The 20,812-nt window shown below is 63.8% G+C and carries 18 protein-coding genes; 14 read left to right on the top strand and 4 right to left on the bottom strand.

Annotated elements, in window-relative coordinates:
* Window positions 1–30: 30 nt before the first annotated feature.
* From F6S08_RS20720 to F6S08_RS20710, 3 genes are read right to left on the bottom strand one after another with little or no spacing between them, the layout of a single operon-like run.
* A complete protein-coding gene (locus F6S08_RS20720; RefSeq protein ID WP_315872277.1) occupies window positions 31–963 on the bottom strand; it encodes a sulfonate ABC transporter substrate-binding protein in 933 nt (310 codons plus the stop codon).
* Window positions 960–2,300: an LLM class flavin-dependent oxidoreductase gene (locus tag F6S08_RS20715; protein WP_315872306.1), complete on the bottom strand. Its 1,341-nt coding sequence runs from the start codon at window positions 2,298–2,300 to the stop codon at window positions 960–962. Before F6S08_RS20715 ends, F6S08_RS20720 begins: the two co-directional genes overlap by 4 nt.
* Window positions 2,293–4,476, bottom strand: a complete 2,184-nt coding sequence (locus tag F6S08_RS20710) for a TonB-dependent receptor (RefSeq protein ID WP_315872276.1) — start codon at window positions 4,474–4,476, stop codon at window positions 2,293–2,295. Before F6S08_RS20710 ends, F6S08_RS20715 begins: the two co-directional genes overlap by 8 nt.
* A 209-nt stretch (window positions 4,477–4,685) precedes the next feature.
* Between F6S08_RS20710 and F6S08_RS20705 the strand changes: the two genes are divergently transcribed.
* Both F6S08_RS20705 and F6S08_RS20700 read left to right on the top strand, forming a co-directional pair.
* Window positions 4,686–5,708 carry a LacI family DNA-binding transcriptional regulator gene (locus F6S08_RS20705; protein WP_315872275.1) on the top strand — a complete coding sequence of 341 codons (1,023 nt, stop codon included), beginning with the start codon at window positions 4,686–4,688 and terminating at the stop codon, window positions 5,706–5,708.
* Between the two features lie 29 nt (window positions 5,709–5,737).
* Window positions 5,738–6,352: a TetR/AcrR family transcriptional regulator gene (locus F6S08_RS20700; RefSeq protein ID WP_074847293.1), complete on the top strand. Its 615-nt coding sequence runs from the start codon at window positions 5,738–5,740 to the stop codon at window positions 6,350–6,352.
* A gap of 462 nt (window positions 6,353–6,814) precedes the next feature.
* Here F6S08_RS20700 and F6S08_RS20695 read toward each other — a convergent pair whose 3' ends face one another.
* On the bottom strand, window positions 6,815–9,565 hold the full coding sequence (locus F6S08_RS20695; protein WP_169899962.1) for a beta-glucosidase: 2,751 nt from the start codon (window positions 9,563–9,565) through the stop codon (window positions 6,815–6,817).
* Between the two features lie 507 nt (window positions 9,566–10,072).
* On the opposite strand from F6S08_RS20695, the gene F6S08_RS20690 reads away from it, so the two are divergent.
* The 12 genes from F6S08_RS20690 (at window position 10,073) to gspD (ending at window position 20,324) form a co-directional block, all read left to right on the top strand.
* Window positions 10,073–10,300 carry a hypothetical protein gene (locus tag F6S08_RS20690; protein ID WP_065927288.1) on the top strand — a complete coding sequence of 76 codons (228 nt, stop codon included), beginning with the start codon at window positions 10,073–10,075 and terminating at the stop codon, window positions 10,298–10,300.
* 128 nt (window positions 10,301–10,428) lie between these two features.
* Complete coding sequence (gspE, locus tag F6S08_RS20685; protein WP_065927289.1) at window positions 10,429–12,159, top strand: type II secretion system ATPase GspE; 1,731 nt, start codon at window positions 10,429–10,431, stop codon at window positions 12,157–12,159.
* Window positions 12,156–13,358, top strand: coding sequence for a type II secretion system inner membrane protein GspF (gspF, locus tag F6S08_RS20680; RefSeq protein WP_027607414.1), 1,203 nt, complete (start codon window positions 12,156–12,158; stop codon window positions 13,356–13,358). The genes gspE and gspF overlap by 4 nt, the downstream gene beginning before the upstream one ends.
* A gap of 20 nt (window positions 13,359–13,378) precedes the next feature.
* On the top strand, window positions 13,379–13,804 hold the full coding sequence (gene gspG, locus F6S08_RS20675; protein WP_027607415.1) for a type II secretion system major pseudopilin GspG: 426 nt from the start codon (window positions 13,379–13,381) through the stop codon (window positions 13,802–13,804).
* Between the two features lie 9 nt (window positions 13,805–13,813).
* Entirely contained in the window at window positions 13,814–14,245 is a 432-nt protein-coding gene (locus tag F6S08_RS20670; protein ID WP_027607416.1) for a type II secretion system protein, read from the top strand.
* Entirely contained in the window at window positions 14,242–14,610 is a 369-nt protein-coding gene (locus F6S08_RS20665) for a type II secretion system protein (protein WP_065948035.1), read from the top strand. The genes F6S08_RS20670 and F6S08_RS20665 overlap by 4 nt, the downstream gene beginning before the upstream one ends.
* Window positions 14,607–15,236, top strand: coding sequence for a prepilin-type N-terminal cleavage/methylation domain-containing protein (locus F6S08_RS20660; RefSeq protein ID WP_065927291.1), 630 nt, complete (start codon window positions 14,607–14,609; stop codon window positions 15,234–15,236). Before F6S08_RS20665 ends, F6S08_RS20660 begins: the two co-directional genes overlap by 4 nt.
* Window positions 15,233–15,958 (top strand): general secretion pathway protein GspK, encoded by a 726-nt coding sequence (locus tag F6S08_RS20655; protein ID WP_065927292.1) that lies wholly within the window; start codon window positions 15,233–15,235, stop codon window positions 15,956–15,958. The genes F6S08_RS20660 and F6S08_RS20655 overlap by 4 nt, the downstream gene beginning before the upstream one ends.
* On the top strand, window positions 15,955–16,998 hold the full coding sequence (locus tag F6S08_RS20650; protein WP_315872274.1) for a type II secretion system protein GspL: 1,044 nt from the start codon (window positions 15,955–15,957) through the stop codon (window positions 16,996–16,998). Before F6S08_RS20655 ends, F6S08_RS20650 begins: the two co-directional genes overlap by 4 nt.
* A complete protein-coding gene (gspM, locus tag F6S08_RS20645) occupies window positions 16,973–17,584 on the top strand; it encodes a type II secretion system protein GspM (RefSeq protein WP_024076406.1) in 612 nt (203 codons plus the stop codon). The genes F6S08_RS20650 and gspM overlap by 26 nt, the downstream gene beginning before the upstream one ends.
* Window positions 17,581–18,105, top strand: a complete 525-nt coding sequence (locus F6S08_RS20640) for a DNA utilization family protein (protein ID WP_065927294.1) — start codon at window positions 17,581–17,583, stop codon at window positions 18,103–18,105. The genes gspM and F6S08_RS20640 overlap by 4 nt, the downstream gene beginning before the upstream one ends.
* On the top strand, window positions 18,102–20,324 hold the full coding sequence (gene gspD / locus F6S08_RS20635) for a type II secretion system secretin GspD (RefSeq protein ID WP_065948038.1): 2,223 nt from the start codon (window positions 18,102–18,104) through the stop codon (window positions 20,322–20,324). The genes F6S08_RS20640 and gspD overlap by 4 nt, the downstream gene beginning before the upstream one ends.
* The last annotated feature ends 488 nt before the right edge of the window (window positions 20,325–20,812 follow it).

The following is a 20,812-nucleotide window of genomic DNA, read 5'->3' as shown; positions in this document are numbered from 1 at the left end:
CGGGAGCAAGCCCCCTCCCACATTAGGATCTCAGTCGGCTTTGGAATTCCACACGGCCTTCTTCACTTCGATGGCCTTGGGCAACAACCTATTCTGGAAAAACAGATCCGCCGTCGCCTGCTGCGCCTGAATGATCCCTTCATCAATCGGCAAAATCGGCGAAGGCGGGCGGTTGTCCATGTAGCGTGCAACCACGTCGGCGGGCAGGCCCATGAACTCGGTCAGTACTTTCAAACTGTCTTCGCGCTGGCTGCGGGTAAGGGCTTCGGCGGCGGTGAGCTCGTCGAGCAGGTCATGGATAAAGGCCCCATTGTCCCGCGCATACGCGCGCCGGGCGCTGTACACCGGTCCAGACAGGCCCAAGCCTTCGCCATTGGCCAGCACATGGCTGGGGCTCTGGCTCAAGGCGAGTGACGAGTAGGGTTCCCAGATCGCCCAGGCATCGACGCTGCCTTGTTCGAACGCCGCTCGCGCATCGGCCGGCGGGAGGTACACCGGTTGGATGTCCTTGTAGCTCAGGCCGGCGTTGTTCAGCGCGCGCAGGATCAGGTTGTGGGAGCTGGAACCCTTCTGGAACGCCACTTTCTTGCCCTTGAGGTCCGCCACCGAATGCAGCGGGCTATCGTTGCGCACCAGGATCGTCTCGGCGCTGGGCTTGGGCGGTTCGGCGCCGATGTAGACCAGGTCGGCCCCGGCGGCTTGGGCGAACAGCGGCGGGATGTCGCCGGTGGAACCCACATCCAGTGCCCCCACGTTCAGCGCTTCAAGCATCTGCGGGCCGGCGGGGAACTCGATCCACTTCACCTCCGTCTTCGGGAAACGCTTTTCCAGCAGGTCATGTTGCTTGGCGAGGACCAGCGCGATGGAGCCTTTTTGGTAGCCGATACGCAAGGTGGCGGGGTCGGCGGCCAGGGCGGTTTGCGTCACCGCCAGCAAGGCCAGGAGCAGTGCTGGAAACTTCATGCTTTACCCTCTGTAAATCGATGGGCCGGGCGCGCCAGGCCGAGGTTTTCGCGCAAGGTGGAACCGCTGTATTCAGTGCGAAACAGGCCGCGCTGCTGCAGCTCGGGTACCACCCATTGCGCGACGTCTTCCAACCCACCCGGCAAGTGCGGCACCAGGATATTGAAGCCATCGGCCGCGCCGTTTTCGAACCAGTTCTGCAGCTCATCGGCAATCTGCGCAGGCGTGCCGATCAGGCTGTAATGCCCGCGGCCACCGGCAATTCGCCGACCCAATTGCGCGAGGGTCAGTTGCTCACGGTTGGCCAAGTCGCTCAGCAGTTGCTGACGACTGCGTTGTCCGCTGTCGGTCAACGGCAGCGCCGGCAACGGCCCGTCCAGCGGGTAGCCGGACAGGTCGAAATTGCCCAGCATGCGCCCCAGCAACGCGACGCCCACCTCAGGTTCGACGAGATCCTGGAATGCCTCGAATTTGGCCTGGGCCTCGGCCTCGGTCGCCCCGACCACCACAAACACACCGGGCATGATTTTCAGCGAGTCCGGCCCGCGCCCGTACCGGCTCAAGCGGCCCTTGAGGTCGGCATAAAACGCCTGGGCATTGGCCAGCGAGGTCTGTGCGGTAAACACCACCTCGGCGGTCTGCGCGGCCAGCTCACGGCCGGCTTCGGACGAGCCGGCCTGCACGATCACCGGCTGGCCCTGGGGCGAGCGCGCCACATTCAGCGGACCCTTGACTCGGAAGTGTTCGCCCACATGGTCCAGCACATGCAGCTTCGCCGGGTCGTAATAGTTGCCGCTGGCCTTGTCGCGCACAAAGGCATCGTCTTCCCAGCTGTCCCACAGCCCGGTCACCACCTGATGAAACTCCTTGGCGCGGCTATAGCGTTCGCCATGGCCAAGGTGTTCGTCGCGGCCAAAATTCTGCGCTTCGGCGGCGTTGTCCGAGGTCACCAGGTTCCAGCCCGCGCGCCCGCCGGACAGGTGATCCAGCGAAGCGAACTTGCGCGCCACATGGTAGGGCTCGTTGTAGCTGGTGGTCGCCGTGGCGATCAGGCCGATGTTATCGGTCACCGCACTCAGCGCCGAGAGCAGGGTGAGCGGCTCGAAATGGTCCGAGCGCGCCATATGGCTGGCGATCGTGCCGGTGGCGGCGGCGATGCTGTCGGCCACGAACAGCGCATCGAACTTCGCCGCTTCGGCCACCCGCGCCAGGTGTTTGTACTGGGCGAAATCCAGCCCGGCATCCGCCGGCACGTCCGGGTGGCGCCAGGCGGCGACATGGTGCCCGGTGGCCATGAGAAAGGCGCCGAGTTTCAGTTGACGGCTCATGCTAGAAATCCTTGCGCAGTTGCACGCCGAAGTAACGCTCATCGTCACGGGGTACGGCGCGGTAGATGTAGTTGCCGCCGCTGGCCAGCAGCGGTGAGTAGGACTTGTCGGCGAGGTTCTTGGCCAGCAACGCCACGCGCCAGCCATTGCTGTAGTCGGCCAGGGCCACGCTGGCGTTCCAGATGCCGTAGGCGCCTTGCTTGGTGTCGACGTTCTGACTGATGTCGTACTGCACGTCGCTCTGCCAGCTGTAGTCGGTGCCCAGTTCGATGTCCAGGCCGTTATCCAGCGGGATCGTGTAGTCGGCGCGCACGTAGCTTTTCCAGTCCGGGCTGAAGGGCAGTGGCTTGCCGTTCACGTTGCACGTCGCTGCTGCGCCCGCCGGGCAGGCGAACTCATCGATGCGCGCACGGGTGTAGGCCAGGGCGCCGGAGAGCTTGAGTTGCTGGGTGGCCTGCAGGGCGTAATCCAGCTCGACGCCTTCGGTGCTGACGCTGCCGGCGTTGATCAGGCGAGTCACGACCTGGCCGGCGACGGTGTCGAAAAAGTTCGCCTGGTAGTTGTCGTAGTCGCTGTGGAATACCGCCAGGTTGGTGGTCAGGCGGTTGTTCCAGGCGGTGGCCTTGATCCCGGCTTCCCAGGTGTTGGAGGTTTCCGGCTTGAGCGCGTCGGTGTCGCGCGGCTGCATATTGAAGAACACGTTGTAGGCCGGGCCCTTGTAGCCGCGCGAGTAGGTCAGGTAGCTGGTGACGCTGTCGCTGAGGTCGTACTGCACCCCGAGGCGACCGGACCAGCCGTCTTCGTCCACCGAGCCGGAGCTGGAGGTGGCCGGTTGAATCCCGCTGACCGTGGTGGCCGAGGTGGAGACGCGGCGGTGATCGTATTTCAGCTCATCGTGGGTGTAGCGCAGGCCGGCGATGCCACGAAAGCGCGAGGTGAAGTTCAGCGTGGTCTCGCCGAACACCGCGTAGCTGTCGCTGGTGGTGCTGTAGTCGGCGATGCCACGGTCGGTGCGCGTGGTGGTCGTGAGCGTGCGCTGATAGGTTTCCTCGTCCTTGCCGTGCATGTAGAACAGGCCGCCGACGTATTCCAGGAACTCACCCTTGGGCGAGGCCAGGCGCAGTTCCTGGGAGTATTGGTCGAAAGCCAGCTCGCCCTTGTCGGCGGTGCCGGGGAAGGCGGCAGTCACCGTGCCGAGGCGGTCGCCGTCCTGGTACTGGGTGTTGTCCCAGCCGCGCCAGGCGGTGATCGAGGTCAGGGTGTAGTCGCCGAGGTTCCAGTCCAACTGAGCGGACAAGCCTTTGTTGGTGTCTTCGACATGGCTGCGCGTATCGGTGTTGATGTCGCGGTTGTCGCTGGAGGCGCGCACCGGGCTCAAGGCATTGCTGAAGGCCGGGCTCAGGGACTTGCTGACCACGCCATTCGGCGCGTCGTCGTGGGACTGCATGTAGTCGGCTATCAGGGTCAGTTTCACGTCATCGTTGGGGGTGAATTCCAGCTTGCCGCGGATGCCCTTGTGGTTGTAGCCGTTGACCTCCTGGCCGTTGTGCTGATTATCGACGTTACCGTCGTAGCTGCCGAACAGCGTGCTGATCGAGCCTTTGAGCACATCCGGCACCAGGCTGCCGCCGATGCCGAAACGGGTGCGGCTTTCGTTGCCGCTGTAGTACGCCTGGTCGATATAGCCATGGGTCTCGGCGCTGGGCGCCTTGCTGGTGATGTTGAGCACGCCGGCCGAGGCGTTCTTGCCGAACAAGGTGCCTTGCGGGCCGCGCAGCACTTCGATGCGCTCCAGGTCCAGCAGGTCGAGGGTGGCCTGGCCGGGGCGCGCGTAGACCACGCCGTCGATCACCGTGGCCACCGTCGGCTCCACGCCAGGAGAGGTGGAAATAGTGCCCACGCCGCGCACGAACAGCGAGGTGTCCTTGTTCGAGGCGCCGGTGCGGAAGTTCAGCGACGGCACTTGCTGGGCGATGCTGGCCACGCCGTTGCGGTTGTCGCGCTCCAGTTGTTCGCCGTCCAGCACCGATACCGCCACCGGGACTTTTTGCAGTGACTCTTCACGCCGGGTGGCGGTGACCGTCACCGCTTTGAGCGTGGGTTCCTGCTCGTCGGCAGCAAAGGCGCCGGGCACGGGGAGGGCGGTCAGACCGGCGAGAAGGAATAAGTGCGTGTGCCTGTGCATGGTGTGTTCGCTCGAAAAAATGCCCTGAACCGCTGCGGTTCTTGCGACCGTCAGCGCCTGTGGAAACTGCCTTGGGCATTCGCTTGAGCGAGTAGCAGACAGTGCGCTTTGTTAGCGCTAACATCGGCATTATTGGTAGCTCGGGTTTAGAGCGTCAAAGACTTAAAAATTATCCCTATATTCTTTTTGGTTGTTAGCAGGATGATCCCGTGAACGAAGACAAACCGCGCAAGCGCCGTGGCGCCGGGCGCGTCACCTTGAACACCGTGGCCCGGCAGGCCGGGGTGTCGGCGATCACCGTGTCGCGCTATTTCAACCAGCCGGAGCAGGTCTCGCCCGAGCGTCGCGAGCGCATTGCCGAGGTGGTGGCCGAGCTGGGTTATGTGCCCAACCTGGTGGCCGGCGGGCTGGCGTCGGCGCGGGGGCGGATCGTGGCGATGGTGATCCCGAACATCTCGGGGCCGATCTTTGCCAACACGATCCAGGGCTTCAGCGACACCCTCAGTCGCCATGGGTATCAGCTGTTGCTGGCGTCCAGTTACTTCAGCGCCGAGCAGGAAGAAAGCGCGGTGCGCGCGTTCCTCGGCTGGTCGCCGGCAGCGCTGGTGCTGACCAGTCGCTTCCACAGCGCGGGCACCGACAAGATGATCGCCGACACCGATATCCCGGTGGTGGAAACCTGGGACTACGTGCCCGAACGCGCGCCGGTGCAGATCGGTTTTTCCCACTACGCAGTCGGCGTCACGGCCGCGCGCTACCTGTATGGCAAGGGCTATCGGCGAATCGCCTTCGTGCAGAACAGCGCCACGGGCGACTTCAGCGCGCTGGAACGGGGTGATGGGTTTGCCGCAACCCTGATCGAACTGGGTGTACAGCCCCGGGTCTTCGTCCCGGACGCCGACAGCGCGCCCTTCGAAGCCGGCAAGCAGGCGATGCAAGCCCTGATGAACCACGCCACCCCACCTGACGCGATCTTCTTCGCCAATGACAACCTCGCCGCCGGTGGTTTGCTGGCGGGGCAGCGTTCCGGGTTAAAGTGCGCGGTGCTTGGATTCGGTGACTACCCGTTTGCCGAAATGTTGTTGCCCAGCCTGAGTACGATCAAACCGCCGGCCTTGGAGATCGGCGTACTGGCGGCAACCCGCGTGCTGGAAAGCCTCGGCGTGTTGCCGGATGCCGTACAGCGTTTGAACCTGTTGGATTGCCGCTTGATCGAACGGGAAAGCGCCTGAGCTTTTTTACCGCCCACTAGGACCTGCCCATGACCGAACCCGCCCCCAAGACCCGCCGCGCCCCCAAAGGTGAAAGACGCCGCGAAGAGCTGCTGGACGCTGCTTTGCAGGTGTTCTCCCTGGAAGGCTACAGCGGCGCCTCGATGGCCCAGGTGGCGGCGATCGTGGGTATTTCGGTGGCCGGGCTGCTGCATCATTTTCCCAGCAAGATCTCGCTGTTGATGGGGGTGTTGCAGCGTCGCGATGAGGTCAATCAACGGATTGCCGATGAGGTACGTGCGGAGAAAACCCTCAATGGTTTGCTCGGCAGCCTGCGTGCGATCAATCGTTCGAATGCCACGGCACCGGGCGTGGTGCGCGCGTTTACCATCTTGAATGCCGAAAGCCTGCTGGACACCCATCCGGCCTGGGCCTGGTTCCAGGCGCGCTATGCGGCGATTCACCAGCGCATGCAGGGGCAGTTTGCCGACCTGGTCGCAGCGGGGGAGGTGCGCAGCGATGTGGATATCGCCGGGCTGGTGGAAGAAATCCTGGCCATGATGGATGGCCTGCAGATCCAGTGGCTGCGCTTTCCGGAGCAGGTGGACCTGGTGGCGCGGTTTGACAGCTACATCGCGCGGGTCGAGGCAGCCATCAGAACCTGAGTTGAACACAGTCAACATGTGGGAGGGGGCTTGCCCCCGATGGCGGTCTCTGGGCCGGCCATGTGCTGGGGTTGGAATGAGTACATATCCGTTGCTGCGGTAACGGCTACTTAGGGTTCCGCTCTTACAGCGGGTCACTTTTGGAAGAGCGCCAAAAGTAACCAAAAACGCTTCGCCCCACCACTCGGCACCTCGCCCAGGCTCGGTGTGCCCGTAATCCGACAGTGATGTGGGGGGCCGCCGCCACGCGCCATCCATGGCGCGGGGCGGCTAAACCGGCATCCCTGCCGGTTTACCCCCCAAATCACTATCGAATTCCGGCCAGCGTGGTTAACGGGGCGCCTGAGATCAAGATCAAGATCAAGATCAAGGGCGGCTCGCTTCGCATCGTGGTTAGCGTTGGCTGCTACACAGTTGTGTAGATACCCATGCTCATCGGGGGCAAGCCCCCTCCCACAGGGATCAGTTGCCGGTAGCACTGCCCTGGCTGCTGTCATCGCTCATGTCATAGCCATCACCGTCGCTGGTGCCGCTGTCACCTTCATTTTGATGCAGCACACCGCCGGTCTTCACCGTCGATTCACGTAGCGTCGAGTTGAGCGCCGAGCGTGGCAGCGGGTTGCTGGTGGTGGTCGACAGTTCCTGGCGGAACGGGTTGACCAGCTTGGCGTTCAGGCGAATATCCTGGGACGACGCGCCCACCGACAGGTTGAAACTGTCGGCATCCACCACCCATTGCTTGCTCGCTACGTCGTAGTAGGCCAGCGAGCGATCGTTGAGCTCGATGGTCACGCGCTTGCTCTCGCCCGGCTTGAGGAACACCTTCTTGTAGCCCTTGAGTTCCTTGATCGCGCGTTCGACTTTCGGGTTGTTCTGGCCCACGTACAACTCGGCCACTTCGGCGCCCGCGACCTTGCCGGTGTTGGCCAGGTCGAACGACACCTTGATCGGCGCACCGGCCACCGCCACCCCAGGGGTCACGCTGATGTTGCTGTAGCCGAAGGTGGTGTACGACAAGCCATAGCCGAACGGGTAGAGCGGCTTGATGCCCTTTTTCTCGTAGCCGCGATAGCCCAGGAACAGGTCGTCCTTGTAGCTCATCTCGGCCAGGGTTTCCTGGTTGTCGAACTTGGGGAAGGTCGCGTAGATCGGGTTGTCTTCGATGTTGCGCTCGATGCTGATCGGCAGCTTGGCCGACGGGTTGACCTTGCCCAGCAGGATCTCCGCCAAGGCCTGGCCGCCGTTCTGCCCAGGGTAGAACGCATGCAGCGCGGCCGGTACCTGGTCGATCCAGTCGCTCATCTTCAGGCCGGTACCGCCGTGCAGGGTGACCACGGTATTCGGGTTGACCTTGGCGATGCTCTGGATCAGCAGGTTCTGGTACTCGGGCAGGTCGAAGCTGTGGTCGAAGCCTTCGCCTTCGTACTCATTGCTGTTACCGGCCGCGACCAGTACCGCGTCGTACTTGGCCAGGTCCTGCGGTGCCACCAGCGACGCCCAGCTCATCTGCACACCGACGAGGCCGCCCATGGTCGACAGGTAGCCGTTGCGGCGTGAGTATTCCAGCTTGATGTCGACCGGTTTGCCAGCTTCCAGGTTGACCTTGGCAAACACCGGGATGGTCGGCGGAATGCTGTTGTTCGGCAGCGGCTTGCCGTCGCCGTTGTCGAGGACTTTCTTGCCGTTGACGTAGAGGCGCACGGCGCCGTCGGCACGCACCTTGAACACCTGCTCGCCGCTGACCGTCGGGGTGATCTGGCCGCTGTAGCGAATCGAGGTGGCGGCGGTATCGCCGTTCACCGGCAGGCTGTCGGTGGACCAGTCCAGATCGACATGGGTGTCGGTGCGGCTGGCGGCCGGGTCACCGGACCAGTTGGTGTTGCTGAAGAACTCGGTCTTCAAGCCTTTGACACTGTTGCCATTGCCGTCGGCATGGGTCCAGGTCGAGGTGGCCGGGTCCAGGGACAGCCCGTCGATAAACTCGACCTTGGCGCCTGGCGCCAGTTGCTGCAAGCCGCTCAGCTCACTGATGTAGTTGGCGGCCATGACGTTGGCGCTGCCGAAACCGGTAGGCGGCGCGTACTTGGCCAGGGTGCCGACCACGGCGATGCGCTTGACCTTCCTGGCGTCCAGCGGCAGCAGGCTGTTCTGGTTTTTCAGCAGCACGATGCCTTCGCGGGCGGCGTTCAGGGCCACGCGGTTGCTGGTGGCGCTGTTCATGTTGTGGCTGGTCAGCGGCGCCTTGCTGTCGAACTTGTACAGGTAGATCTGCTTGAGGATGCGGCGCACCTTGTCATCGATGGTCGCGCTGCTCAGCTCGCCGCTGTCCAGGTACGGCTTGAGGATGGTGCTGTTCATCTGGTAGCCCATCATGTCCAGGTCGGTACCCGCCTGTGCCGCCGGCAAACCGTCGACCACCGCGTTGTAGTCGCTCTGCACGAAGCCCGGGTAGCCCCATTCGGTCTTGAGGATGTCACGCATCAGGTGCTTGTTCTGGCACGCGAACTCGCCGTTCACCTTCTGGAACGCACACATCATCATCGCGACCTTGCTGTTCTTCGAGGCGGACTCGAACGGCGGCAGGGTCATCTCGCGCAGCACGCGTTCGCTGATGATTTCATTGAGGTGGAAGCGGTTGCTTTCCTGGTCGTTGGCGGCGAAATGCTTGGCATTGGCCCACACGCCACGGGACTGAATGCCGTTGATCACGGCCGGCGCCAGGCTGGCGCCGAGGAACGGGTCTTCACCGGACAGGTACTCGAACGCCCGGCCGCTGTACGGCATGCGGTACAGATTCACACCAGGGCCGGTGACGAACTGATAGCCGCCGCTGGCGGTGTCATAGCCCAGGGCACGGCCCAGGTCGATGGCGCGACGCGGGTTCCAGCTGGCGGCCAGGTTCGGCCCCGACGGGTAGACCACGCCCTGGGCGTTGCCTTCGCTGGTGTAGCGCACGCCCACACCGCCATCGGCGCCGTGGATCTGCGGGATACCGTACTGGGTCAGTGGCTTGACGTCCCAGCCGCCGGTGCCGCCGATGTAGGCGAGTTTTTCTTCCAGGGTCATCTTTGCCAGGGTCTTGTCCGCGGCTTTTTCCGCGCGGCTTACCCGACCTTCATCCAGGGCAGGACTGGTGGCCGCATGCACCTGGGACACGGCCAGTGCCAGCAGGGCGAAAGCCGACTGTGCACCGATCATTTTGCGTTTATTCATGGGTCTCTCCGACAACAGTTCAGTAAACAGGGCGCGCCGAGAAGTGCGTGTTGCACTGCACCTCGTCACTTTTTTCTGGGCAATAGTTGCCCGTGATCGCAATTTTTAACCGATGGCTAATTGCAACTATTTGGCGAATTTCGCAGTTTTATAAGTGTAATAATTGTATTGGTTATTGTTGTGGATAGTGTCTAAGCGATATCACGAGATGGCATTTTGAACCGCAAAAACCGCATAATTAAGGCAATTCTTGCGGTTATAAGTCAAACGAAAGCTAATTTTTGCGTGAAATAAGAAATATTTTCTTACCTTTCGGAACTAAGGCTAAACCTACCAGTCGATTGGTTTAAGAAAATTTATCGAGTCGTGGCTAACTAGTGGCATAGCTCGGTAGTTTCAAAGTGCCATGTTTACACAAGCTGTCATACACAACGCTTTGGTGTAGGGTCTTGATCGAGTTCAAGGCGCCACTTGGGCTATCTGCTGTTTTTGATCTGGAGAAAGTTGATGAAGATTTCCCTGTTGGGTGCCGGTGTTGTATTGGGCGTTGCGCTAAGTGGCGCGGCGATGGCGGCGGAGTCCACGGACGCCGATGCGAAATCCGGCGCCGCCGATTCCACGGTGTTGACCCAGGCCCACGATGCCAAGGCCGTCAAAAAACAGAAGGCTGAAACCACCAAGGGTGGGCGGCCGCTGAGCCAATCTGCTACCTCTAAAACAGCGCCAACCAAGTAAGCCTGACCCCCTGTAGGAGCGAGCTAGCTCGCGAAAGTATTCCAAGCGCATCGCGGCGTCGGATGTACCTTTTTCGCGAGCAAGCTCGCTCCTACAGGGGGCTCATATAGCCCCTCAGATTTTTACCCATGCCCAGCCCCTCAACGCCCATCGATGCCTGCCAACTGCACATCCCGCACACCGAACAGGTCTGCGCGTGGCTGATGCAGCACGCCGGGTTGAAAACCGTTGACCTGGAGCGTGCCCGGCGCCTCTCTCAGGAGGGCGGCGACACCGAGTTGCTCGGCCTGCTCACGCGCTTGGGGCTGGTCTCGGAAGTGGAGCTGGCCCGTGCCTGGGCCGACCTGCTCGGCGCACCGCTGCTGCTGGCCGATGCTGCGCCGCCGCTGTTGGACCCATTGCCGGTATTGACCGAGCGTTTCATGCGCCACTACCAGGTGGTGCCCGTGGGCTGGAGCCAGGGCGGCCTGCGGGTGCTGGCGGCCAACCCGTCGCTGGTCTACCCGTTCCAGGCCATGGCCTATGCCTGTGGCGTGCCGGTGTGGCTGGCCGTGGGGCCGCGCAACGAAGTCGAAACCCTGATCGAGCGCTACTACGGCCAGGGTCGTTCGGCGATGGGCACCCTGATCGAAAACCTCGACGAGCAGGGCGGTGCCCTGGAAGACATCGAGCACCTCAAGGACATGGCCTCCGAAGCGCCGGTGATTCGCCTGGTCAACCTGATCCTGCAGCGCGCGGTAGAACATCGCGCCTCGGACATTCATATCGAACCCTTCGAAAACCAGCTCAAGGTGCGCTACCGCATCGATGGCGTGCTGCACGACGCCGAGGCGCCGCCGTCCAGCTCTTCAGCGGCGGTCATTTCGCGGGTGAAGATCATGGCGCGCCTGGACATTGCCGAGCGGCGCCTGCCCCAGGACGGGCGCATCATGCTGCGCATCCAGGGCAAGGAGCTGGACTTGCGGGTGTCCACGGTGCCCACCAGTTTTGGCGAGTCGGTGGTCATGCGGTTGCTCGACCGCCAGACCGTGCAGTTCGATTTCCAGAGCCTGGGCTTTGATGGCCAGCGCCTGGAAACCTTCCTCGAAGTGCTCGAGCGGCCCCACGGCATCCTGCTCGTCACCGGGCCCACCGGCTCGGGCAAGACCACCACGCTGTACACCGCGCTGTCGCGGCTCAATACCGCCGAGCGCAAGATCATCACCGTCGAAGACCCGGTGGAATACCAGCTTGAGGGCATCAACCAGATCCAGGTGAAACCGGCCATCGGCCTGGACTTCGCCGGTGCGCTGCGCTCCATCGTGCGCCAGGATCCGGACGTGATCATGATCGGTGAAATCCGCGACCTGGAAACCTGCCGTATCGCCATCCAGTCGTCCCTCACCGGCCACCTGGTGCTCTCGACCCTGCACACCAACAGCGCGGCGGCGAGTATCACGCGCTTGCTGGACATGGGTGTCGAAAGCTACCTGATTGCCTCGACCGTCAACGGCATCCTTGCCCAGCGCCTGGTGCGGCGCCTGGACCCGGCCACCCGCGAAGCCTTCGAAGCACCGGCGGAATTGATCGCCGAACACGGCCTCGACCGGTTTACCGAGCAGCGCCCGATCATGCTTTATCGCCCCCACGCCGATGCGCCGGGCGGTGGCTACCACGGCCGCAGTGCGATCACCGAACTGCTGGTGATGAACGACGAACTGCGCAGCCTGTTGATGCGCCAGGCCGACGCCGCCACCCTCGAACAGGCCGCCCGCCGTGGCGGCCTGCGCACCTTGCATGAAGAAGGCCTGCGCCAGGCCGTGGCCGGTGTCACCTCACTTGAAGAAGTGCTGCGCGTCACCCGGGGAGAGGGCGCATGAGCCTGTTCAAATACCGCGCCCTCGACAGCCAGGGCCAGGCGCAGAACGGCACCCTCGAAGCCAAGGACCAGGATGCCGCCGTCGCCGCGCTGCACAAGCGCGGTTTGCTGCTGTTGCAGATCGAGGTGGCGGGCGCCCAGGGCTTGCGCAAGGCCTTTGGCCGGGGCCAGTTGAACGGCGCGGCGCTGGTCAGTTTCACTCAACAATTGGCCACGCTATTGGGCGCCGGCCAGCCGCTGGAACGCTCCCTGGGCATCCTGCTCAAGCAGCCCGGCCAGCCCCAGACCCGCGCGCTGATCGAGCGCATCCGCGAACAGGTCAAGGCCGGCCAGCCGTTATCCAAGGCGCTGGAGGCGGAGGGCAGCCAGTTTTCGCCGCTGTACCTGAGCATGGTCCGCGCCGGCGAGGCGGGCGGCGCCCTCGAAGACACCCTGCGCCAGCTCAGCGATTACCTGGAGCGCAGCCAGTTACTCCGGGGCGAAGTGATCAACGCGCTGATCTACCCGGCGTTTCTGGTGGTCGGCGTGCTCGGTTCGCTGGCGTTGCTGCTGGCCTATGTGGTGCCGCAGTTCGTGCCGATCTTCAAGGACCTGGGCGTGCCGATTCCGCTGATCACCGAGGTGATCCTGGGCCTCGGCCAATTCCTCGGGGCCTACGGCCTGGCGGTGCTGGCCGGGTTGATTGTCGGCGCATGGGCTCTGGCTGCGCGCCTGCGCGATCCCCAGCGCCGCGAACGCTATGACCGCCGCGTGCTGGGCATCCGCATCATCGGCCCGTTGCTGCAACGGGTCGAAGCCGCCCGTTTGGCCCGCACCCTCGGCACCCTGCTGAGCAACGGTGTGGCGCTGCTGCAAGCGCTGGTGATTGCCCGCCAGGTCTGCACCAACCGCGCCCTGCAAGCCCAGGTCGCCCAGGCCGCCGAGTCGGTCAAGGGCGGTGGCACCCTGGCCAGCGCCTTCGGCAGCGAGCCGCTGCTGCCCGACCTGGCGTTGCAAATGATTGAAGTCGGCGAACAGGCCGGCGAACTCGACAGCATGCTGCTCAAAGTCGCCGAGGTGTTCGACGTCGAGGCCAAACGCGGCATCGACCGCCTGCTCGCCGCGCTGGTGCCGTCCCTGACCGTGGTCATGGCGGTGCTGGTGGCGGTGATCATGCTGGCGATCATGCTGCCGCTGATGAGCCTGACCAGCAATATATGAACCCTTAAGGAAACACGCTGATGCGCCATACCCGATTCAAGCCCGCCCGCCGCCAGGGCGGTTTTACCTTGCTGGAAATGCTCGCCGTGATCGTGCTGCTGGGCATTGTCGCGACCATCGTGGTACGCCAGGTCGGCGGCAATGTGGACAAGGGCAAATACGGCGCGGGCAAGGCCCAGTTGGCCAGCCTGAGCATGAAGATCGAAAGCTACGGCCTGGACGTCGGCTCGCCGCCCAAGAGCCTGCAGCAACTGGTCGACAAGCCGGGCAACAGCGCCGGTTGGGCCGGCCCGTATGCCAAGCCGTCGGACCTCAAGGACCCGTTCGGCCATGCCTTCGGCTATCGCTTCCCCGGTGAGCACGGTGCGTTCGACCTGATTTTCTACGGTCAGGACGGCCAGCCCGGCGGCGAAGGCTACAGCGCCGACCTGGGCAACTGGGAATAACCCACGACCATGGCCAACGCCCAACGCGGCTTTACCCTGCTGGAGATGCTGGTGGTGATCGTCTTGATCAGCATCGCGGCCGGGTTGGTAGGGTTTGGCCTGCAACAAGGCCTGCGCGCCGCCAAAGAGCGCCAGGCCGTCGGGCAGGTGGTCGAGGCATTGCGCAGCACGCGGGCGCGGGCGATTGTCAGTGGCACCACCGAAAGCACCGTGTTCGATTTGCGCAACCTCAGCGTGCAGGCGCCGGGCCGTCCGAAAAAGTATTGGCCGGCCGGGCTGCAAGTGACCCTGCACACTGCCGAGCAAGCCGGCGCGGCGGTGGATTTCTACCCCGATGGCAGCTCCACCGGCGGCCACGTGTTGCTGGCCAACGGCAGTCGGCGTTGGCGCATCGACATCGGCTGGCTGACCGGCAGCGTCGAATCCAAGGCCCTGCCATGAAGCGCCAGGCGGGTTTCACCCTGCTGGAAATGCTCGCCGCGCTGACGCTGATGGCGATCTGTAGCACGGTGCTGCTGGTTGCCTTCGGCCAGAGCGCGCGCTCGTTGTTGCAGGTGGCCCACAGCGACCGCTTGACCCATGCCGCCATGAGCGTGATGGATCAGGAAGGCACCGGGCCGTTGGCCAGCGGCACACGCCAGGGCGAGTTGGACGGCGTCGCCTGGCAACTGCGCATAGCCCAGCAACCCAGCCGCGTCGGCCAGGCCCATCTGTTTCGCCTGGACCTCACCGTCAGCGAAGGCCCGCGCCAGGCCAGTTTCAGCACCTTGAAACTGCGTGCTGCCGGCGTCGGGGCCGGCTTGTGAAGGCGCGTCAGCAGGGCTTTACCTTGCTTGAGATCATGATCGTACTGAGCCTGCTTGGGGTGTTGCTCACCCTGGTCGGCGGTGCATTGCTGGGCGCCAATCGTGCCGTGCTCAAGGCCCAGCGCTACACGGTCAGCCTGGATGAAATGCGTGCCGCGCAGCAGTTTTTGCGCACCGCCATCAGCGAGGCGTTGCCGCTGGATGTGACCGAGGACGACAGCCAGACCGATGGCTTTTTCGCCGGTGGGCCCCAGCGTATGCAGTTTGTCGCGACCTTGCCGGGTGTGCTCGGCGGCGGTATCCAGCGCTTCACCTTGCAGTTGGTGGGCCCTGAATCGCAGCGCGACTTGCAGGTGGCGTTCGCGCGGTTTGAGTCTGAGGCACAGGTGAGTGTTCCGGCGGCGCGCAGTGAGCCGCAGGTGTTGTTGAAGGGTATCGAGGACCTGCAATTCAGCTATCGCGGCGTGTCGCCCAAGGGCCAGGCCACTGGCTGGATCAGTGAGTGGCCGTGGACCAAACGCCTGCCTTATGCAGTACGGATTGACGCACGGGTGAACGGGCCGGTGCCTTGGGTGACCCAGGTGGTTGCCTTGCGCCTGAACCTGTCCGGCGGGGCGCCCGAATGATCCGGCATCAACGCGGTGTGGCCCTGCTGCTGGTGCTGTGGGTGCTGGCCTTGCTCAGCCTGTTGCTCGGCGGTTTGGCCGGCTGGGTGCAACTGGAAACACGCCAGGCCGCCTGGCACCGCCAGCATACCCAGGCGGTGCTGGCGGCCGAGGCCGGGGTGGCGCTGGCGATGCAGGCCGTGGCGGACCCGTTGCAGCGCAAGCAGTGGATTGCCGACGGGCGTGAAATCCCGCTGGTGTTCGACGATGCGCAGCTGCGCGTCAGCCTGCACAGCGAGCGCGGCAAGTTGTATTTGAACAGTGCCGAGGTGGGTGATTTTGCCCGCCTGGCCCTGGCCTGCGGTGCGACCCAGGCCCAGGCCAACCAACTCGCCAGGGCCCTGGAAGTGCGGCGCAACCAGGGCCTGGCGCCGTTTCGGGTGGTGGAAGAGGTGCGCCAACTGCCGGGCATGACTCAGGCGTTGTACAGCGAACTGGTGCCCGAGATCAGCCTGTGGAGCGGCCTGGACCGGCCCGATCCGGCATTCGCCAGTGCCTTGATGCGCCGCGCACTGAACCTGCCGCACCAGAACGCGGTGGGGGCCGATCCCGGCGACGTGCTGGTGGTCAGCAGCCGCGCCCAACGCCCCGGCGGTTACCACGCCCAGGTGCAGGCCACCGTGTTATTGAGCCCCGCGCAAGGCAGCGCACAACCTTATCGAGTCTTACGTTGGCAAGAATGAACGAACAGTTAACCGCACGGCTTCAGGCGCTGGCGCAGCCCATCACCCAGCGCTGGCGCGGCAGCCTGCTGCAACTGGGCTGGCGCCTGTGGCTCAAGGAGCTGCGTGGCTGCCTGCCGGCATGGTTGTCGTTTGCCGAGATCCCCGAGCATGTCTACGCCTGGCCGCTGACCGCGCCGGTCGAAAAGCTGCCTGGCGAAGCGCGTCAGGTGCTGCTGCTGCCGCCTGAAACGGTGTTGGTGCAAACCCTGCAATTGCCCCCGGCGGCGGCGCGTAACCTGACGACGGTGGTCGGCTATGAACTGGACCGCTTCACGCCGTTCGACGCCGCCCAGTTGTACTTTGTCGCGCGCCAGGAGCGCCGCACCCCCACGCACCTGCACGTCACGCTGGTGGCGATCCTGCGTGAGCGCCTCGACCAGATCCTCAATGACTGCGCGGCCCTCGGCTTGCAGCCCCATGCCGTGGATGTCGCCGAGAGCGCAGGCAAACCCATGGGCATCGACTTGCTGCCGGCGCCGTTGCGTCCCCGTCAGCGCCCCCAGGGCAAGGGCCTGCAACGCAGCCTGCCGTGGTTGTGCGGGGCCTTGCTGATTGCGGCGATGCTGCTGTGGCTCAACGACCGCCAGCGCGTGCTCGATGCCATGCAACACAGTGTGCGCGAGCAGAAAGCCCAGGTCGCCGAGATCCAGGCCCTGCGCCAGCAATTGCTCAATACCCGTGGCGCCGCCCAGTACCTGATTCGCCGCAAGGCCGCCCAACCGCCGTTGGCGGCGCTGCTCAACGAGCTGACCGCGTGCCTGCCCTCGGACACCTGGCTCGACCAGTTGGAAGTCAACGACGGCGCCGACGTGTCCTTCTCCGGGCAGAGCGCCAAGGCCAGTGCCCTGATCACCCGGATCAAGGGCTGCCACAGCCTGGAAAACGCCCAGTTCGAAGGGGTGATCCAACCCGATGCGCAAACCGGCAAGGATCAATTTTCCTTGCGCGCCCACCTGCACCAGGAGGCCGCTGATGCGCCGACCACTGACACCCCGTGAACGCCGTGGCGCGGCCCTGATCGCCCTGGCCCTGGTGCTCGGCGCCGGTTACTGGCTGTTGATCGACAGCTGGTTCGCCGGCCCCTTGCGCAGCATGGGCGAGCAGGCCGAGCAACTGCGTGAACAGCAGCAACGCTACGCCGGCGTGTTGCGCCAGGGCGACAGCCTGCGCCAACAGTTGGAACAGGCGCGGCAGGACCCGGCCAGCAGCACCAGCCTGTTGCCCGGCGACGACCCGAGTGCGGTGGCGGCGGACCTGATGCAACGCATCGCCGACCTGATCAACAGCCGCGCCGGCCTTGGTGGCGGTTGCAGCCTGACCCAGCGCATGCCCATCACCCCGGAGCAGGACGACGCCGAGCCCTATCGCCAGGTCAAGGTCAGCCTGACCCTCAACTGCGCCATCGAACCCTTGACCGCGATCCTGCATGAGCTGGAGTACCAGCGGCCGTTTCTGTTTGTCGATGAGATGAGCATTCGCCGCCCACCGAACGCACCGGCCAGTGGCGGCGCCGGGCAACTGGTGGTGCACCTGTTGGTGCGCGGTTACCTGCAACCGGCCGCCGCCCGGCAGGTGCAACGATGATCCATGCACTGCGTCCCCTGGAATGGCTGTTGCTCGGCGTGGCCGGGCTGTTGGGCCTGCTGATGGTCGGCATCCTCAGCAGCATCGGCGATGCGCCGCAGTGGCTGCCGGCACCGGACCCCGATGCGCGCGCCACTACCGCCGCCAAGGTGCTGGTGGCGCCGAGCGCGACCCTCGAAAGCCTGGCCGGCACCTGGCAAGCGCCGCTGTTCAGCCCCGACCGCAGCCCCGACCGTGCGGTGGGCCAGGCCGCCGTTTCCAGCCTGTCGAGCCTGGTGCTGACCGGTATCGTCCTCGACGGCGACCTGCGCGTGGCGCTGCTCAAGCGTGCCGATGGCCCGCCGCTCAAAGTCCAGCAGGGCCAGACCCTGCCCAATGGCTGGCGCCTGGAACAGCTGACGCCCCGCGATGCCCGCTTTGTACTCGACGGCCGCACGCAAACCCTGAGCCTGCGGGCCCTGCGTTTGCCGCCGCCGTCCACCACACCCCCGATTACCCTTCCTCACGAGTCCACCCCTTGATCGATACCTTCCCTGGCGCCTTGCGCACCACCGTGTTGTGCCTGGCCACCGCCGTTTCCCTCGGTGGCTGCGGCACCTTCCCCGAGCATCTCGACCCGGACGAGGCCCTGCTGCATGAGGCGATGCAGGGCACCGGTTCGCAACGCCCACCCGTGGACCCGGCCAGCGAACAGGCGCCGGTCGACAGCGGCCAACCCCAGGCGAAGACACCGCCCCAGCGCCAGTTGATACGCGGCAACCAGCAGTTCGTGCGCCAACCGGCAGCGGTCTCGGCCGCCAAGGAGGAGGGCAGCGGCGACATCGTGTTCAACTTCGCCGACCAGCCGATCGAAGCGGTGATCAACAGCGTGATGGGCGACCTGCTGCACGAGAACTACAGCATCGCCCAGGGCGTGAAGGGCAATGTCAGCTTTTCCACGTCCAAGCCGGTGAACAAACAGCAGGCCTTGTCGATTCTGGAGACCCTGTTGTCGTGGACCGACAACGCCATGATCAAACAGGGCAACCGCTATGTGATCCTGCCGGCCAACCAGGCGGTGGCGGGCAAGCTGGTGCCGGAGATGCGCGTGTCGCAGCCCTCCAGCGGTTTGTCGGCACGCCTGTTTCCGTTGCGTTATATCTCGGCCACCGAGATGCAGAAATTGCTCAAGCCGTTCGCCCGCGAGAATGCGTTCCTGCTGGTGGACCCCGCGCGCAATGTGTTGAGCCTGGCCGGCACCCCCGAAGAACTGGCCAATTATCAGGACACCATCGACACCTTCGACGTGGACTGGCTCAAGGGCATGTCGGTGGGCGTGTTCGGCCTGCAACGGGCGTCGGTGGCCGAGCTGATGCCCGAACTGCAAAAAATGTTCGGCCCCGACAGCGGCATGCCCCTGGCGGGCATGGTGCGCTTCTTGCCCATCGAGCGGACCAACTCGGTGGTGGCGATCTCGTCGCAGCCGCAGTACCTCAGTGAAGTCGGCGACTGGATCCACACCATCGACGAAGGCGGCGGCAACGAGCCGCAGATGTACGTCTACGACGTGCGCAACATGAAGGCCACCGACCTCGCCAAGTACCTGCGCCAGATCTACGGCACGGGTGCGATCAAGGACGACACCCCGGCCAAGGTCGCCCCCGGTTTGCGCACCGCGACCTTGTCCTCGCCGGGCACCAACAGCACCTCCGGCAGCACGCCCGGTGGCCTGAGCAACAACCTCAATGGCAACCCACCCGCCGCAGAGGATGAGGAGCAGGAGCCCGACGCCGAGCAGGACACCGCCGAGCAGGGCGCGAGCGAAGACGCCCCGGCCAAAAGCCTCGACGCCGGCACCCGCATCACCGCGCAAAAAAGCAGTAACCAACTGCTGGTCCGCACCCGCCCGGTGCAGTGGAAAGAGATCGAATCGGCGATCAAACGCCTCGACAACCCACCGCTGCAAGTGCAGATCGAAACGCGCATCCTCGAGGTCAAGCTCACCGGCGAACTGGACCTGGGCGTGCAGTGGTACCTCGGCCGCCTGGCAGGCAATTCCACCAGCACCACCGTGGGTAACACCGCCGGCAGCCAAGGCGCGTTGGGCGGCGGCGGGGCAGGGTTGGGCGCGACGGATTCGTTGTTCTACTCCTTCGTCAGCTCCAACCTGCAAGTGGCCCTGCACGCCCTCGAAACCAACGGTCGCACCCAGGTGCTGTCGGCGCCGTCGCTGGTGGTGATGAACAACCAACCGGCGCAGATCCAGGTGGGCGACAACATCCCGATCAGCCAGACCACGGTCAACACCGGCACCTCCGACACCACCTTGAGCAGTGTTGAATACGTGCAGACCGGGGTGATCCTCGACGTCGTGCCACGCATCAATCCGGGTGGCTTGGTGTACATGGACATTCAGCAGCAGGTCAGCGATGCCCAGGACCCGCAGGCGTCCAGCAACGACACCCAGGCCAACCCACGTATCTCCACGCGCTCGGTATCCACCCAGGTCGCGGTGCAGAGTGGGCAGACAGTGCTACTGGGCGGGTTGATCAAGCAGGACAACGCGGAGAGTGTCAGTGCGGTGCCTTACCTTGGGAAGATTCCGGGGTTGCGCTGGTTGTTTGGCAATACCAGCAAGTCCAAGGACCGCACGGAATTGATTGTACTGATTACCCCGAGGGTGATTACCAGCAGCAGCCAGGCGCGGCAGGTGACGGATGACTATCGCCAGCAGATGCAGTTGTTGAAGCCGGCTAACTGAACGTACACCGGGAAAAACTGTGGGAGGGGGCAAGCCCTAATGCCAGTCAGCTAAGGCTTTTTGTAGGAGCGAGCTTGCTCGCGAAAAACTCACAGGCGCCACGTTCATTCAGGAGGCACGCGGTATCGTTGACGTTTTTCGCGAGCAAGCTCGCTCCTACAGGAGGCGATGTACGCGAGCCCCCTCCCACAGTTTGATATCCCGATATCAGGTAGACCTCGGCCTGAGCTAAAGGCCAATCTCAAAAGACATTATTTATATGAATAAAAAAACTAAAAAATAATAAAATTAGAGAATATTAGCTTATATCAAAACAGCATTATATTTTCAAAACCCATTCCGTTATGTTTGATCGCAACAGCCTACCCCTGACCTCGGATGGTACCCAGCGTAATCAAGATTCTGCGCGCCATAACCGGGTGATCATCCCCGCAGCAGAATCGTTGGAAGGGAGTTCAACGTATGTTGCCAATTCAAACCCAGCGCCA

Origin of the sequence: Pseudomonas sp. JV449, from assembly GCF_032424295.1 — a bacterium.
Taxonomy (GTDB): domain Bacteria; phylum Pseudomonadota; class Gammaproteobacteria; order Pseudomonadales; family Pseudomonadaceae; genus Aquipseudomonas; species Aquipseudomonas marginalis.
The sequence above is the reverse complement of the archived record's forward strand: the minus strand, read 5'-3'. Positions and strand labels throughout refer to the sequence as shown.

Bases quoted from the DNA above. Each gene is read 5' to 3' on its own strand.
- F6S08_RS20720 (WP_315872277.1), bottom strand. From the start codon at position 963: ATGAAGTTTCCAGCACTGCTCCTGGCCTTGCTGGCGGTGACGCAAACC.
- F6S08_RS20710 (WP_315872276.1), bottom strand. From the start codon at position 4,476: ATGCACAGGCACACGCACTTATTCCTTCTCGCCGGTCTGACCGCCCTC.
- F6S08_RS20700 (WP_074847293.1), top strand. From the start codon at position 5,738: ATGACCGAACCCGCCCCCAAGACCCGCCGCGCCCCCAAAGGTGAAAGA.
- F6S08_RS20695 (WP_169899962.1), bottom strand. From the start codon at position 9,565: ATGAATAAACGCAAAATGATCGGTGCACAGTCGGCTTTCGCCCTGCTG.
- F6S08_RS20690 (WP_065927288.1), top strand. From the start codon at position 10,073: ATGAAGATTTCCCTGTTGGGTGCCGGTGTTGTATTGGGCGTTGCGCTA.
- gspE (WP_065927289.1), top strand. From the start codon at position 10,429: ATGCCCAGCCCCTCAACGCCCATCGATGCCTGCCAACTGCACATCCCG.
- gspF (WP_027607414.1), top strand. From the start codon at position 12,156: ATGAGCCTGTTCAAATACCGCGCCCTCGACAGCCAGGGCCAGGCGCAG.
- gspG (WP_027607415.1), top strand. From the start codon at position 13,379: ATGCGCCATACCCGATTCAAGCCCGCCCGCCGCCAGGGCGGTTTTACC.
- F6S08_RS20670 (WP_027607416.1), top strand. From the start codon at position 13,814: ATGGCCAACGCCCAACGCGGCTTTACCCTGCTGGAGATGCTGGTGGTG.
- F6S08_RS20665 (WP_065948035.1), top strand. From the start codon at position 14,242: ATGAAGCGCCAGGCGGGTTTCACCCTGCTGGAAATGCTCGCCGCGCTG.
- F6S08_RS20655 (WP_065927292.1), top strand. From the start codon at position 15,233: ATGATCCGGCATCAACGCGGTGTGGCCCTGCTGCTGGTGCTGTGGGTG.
- F6S08_RS20650 (WP_315872274.1), top strand. From the start codon at position 15,955: ATGAACGAACAGTTAACCGCACGGCTTCAGGCGCTGGCGCAGCCCATC.
- gspM (WP_024076406.1), top strand. From the start codon at position 16,973: ATGCGCCGACCACTGACACCCCGTGAACGCCGTGGCGCGGCCCTGATC.
- F6S08_RS20640 (WP_065927294.1), top strand. From the start codon at position 17,581: ATGATCCATGCACTGCGTCCCCTGGAATGGCTGTTGCTCGGCGTGGCC.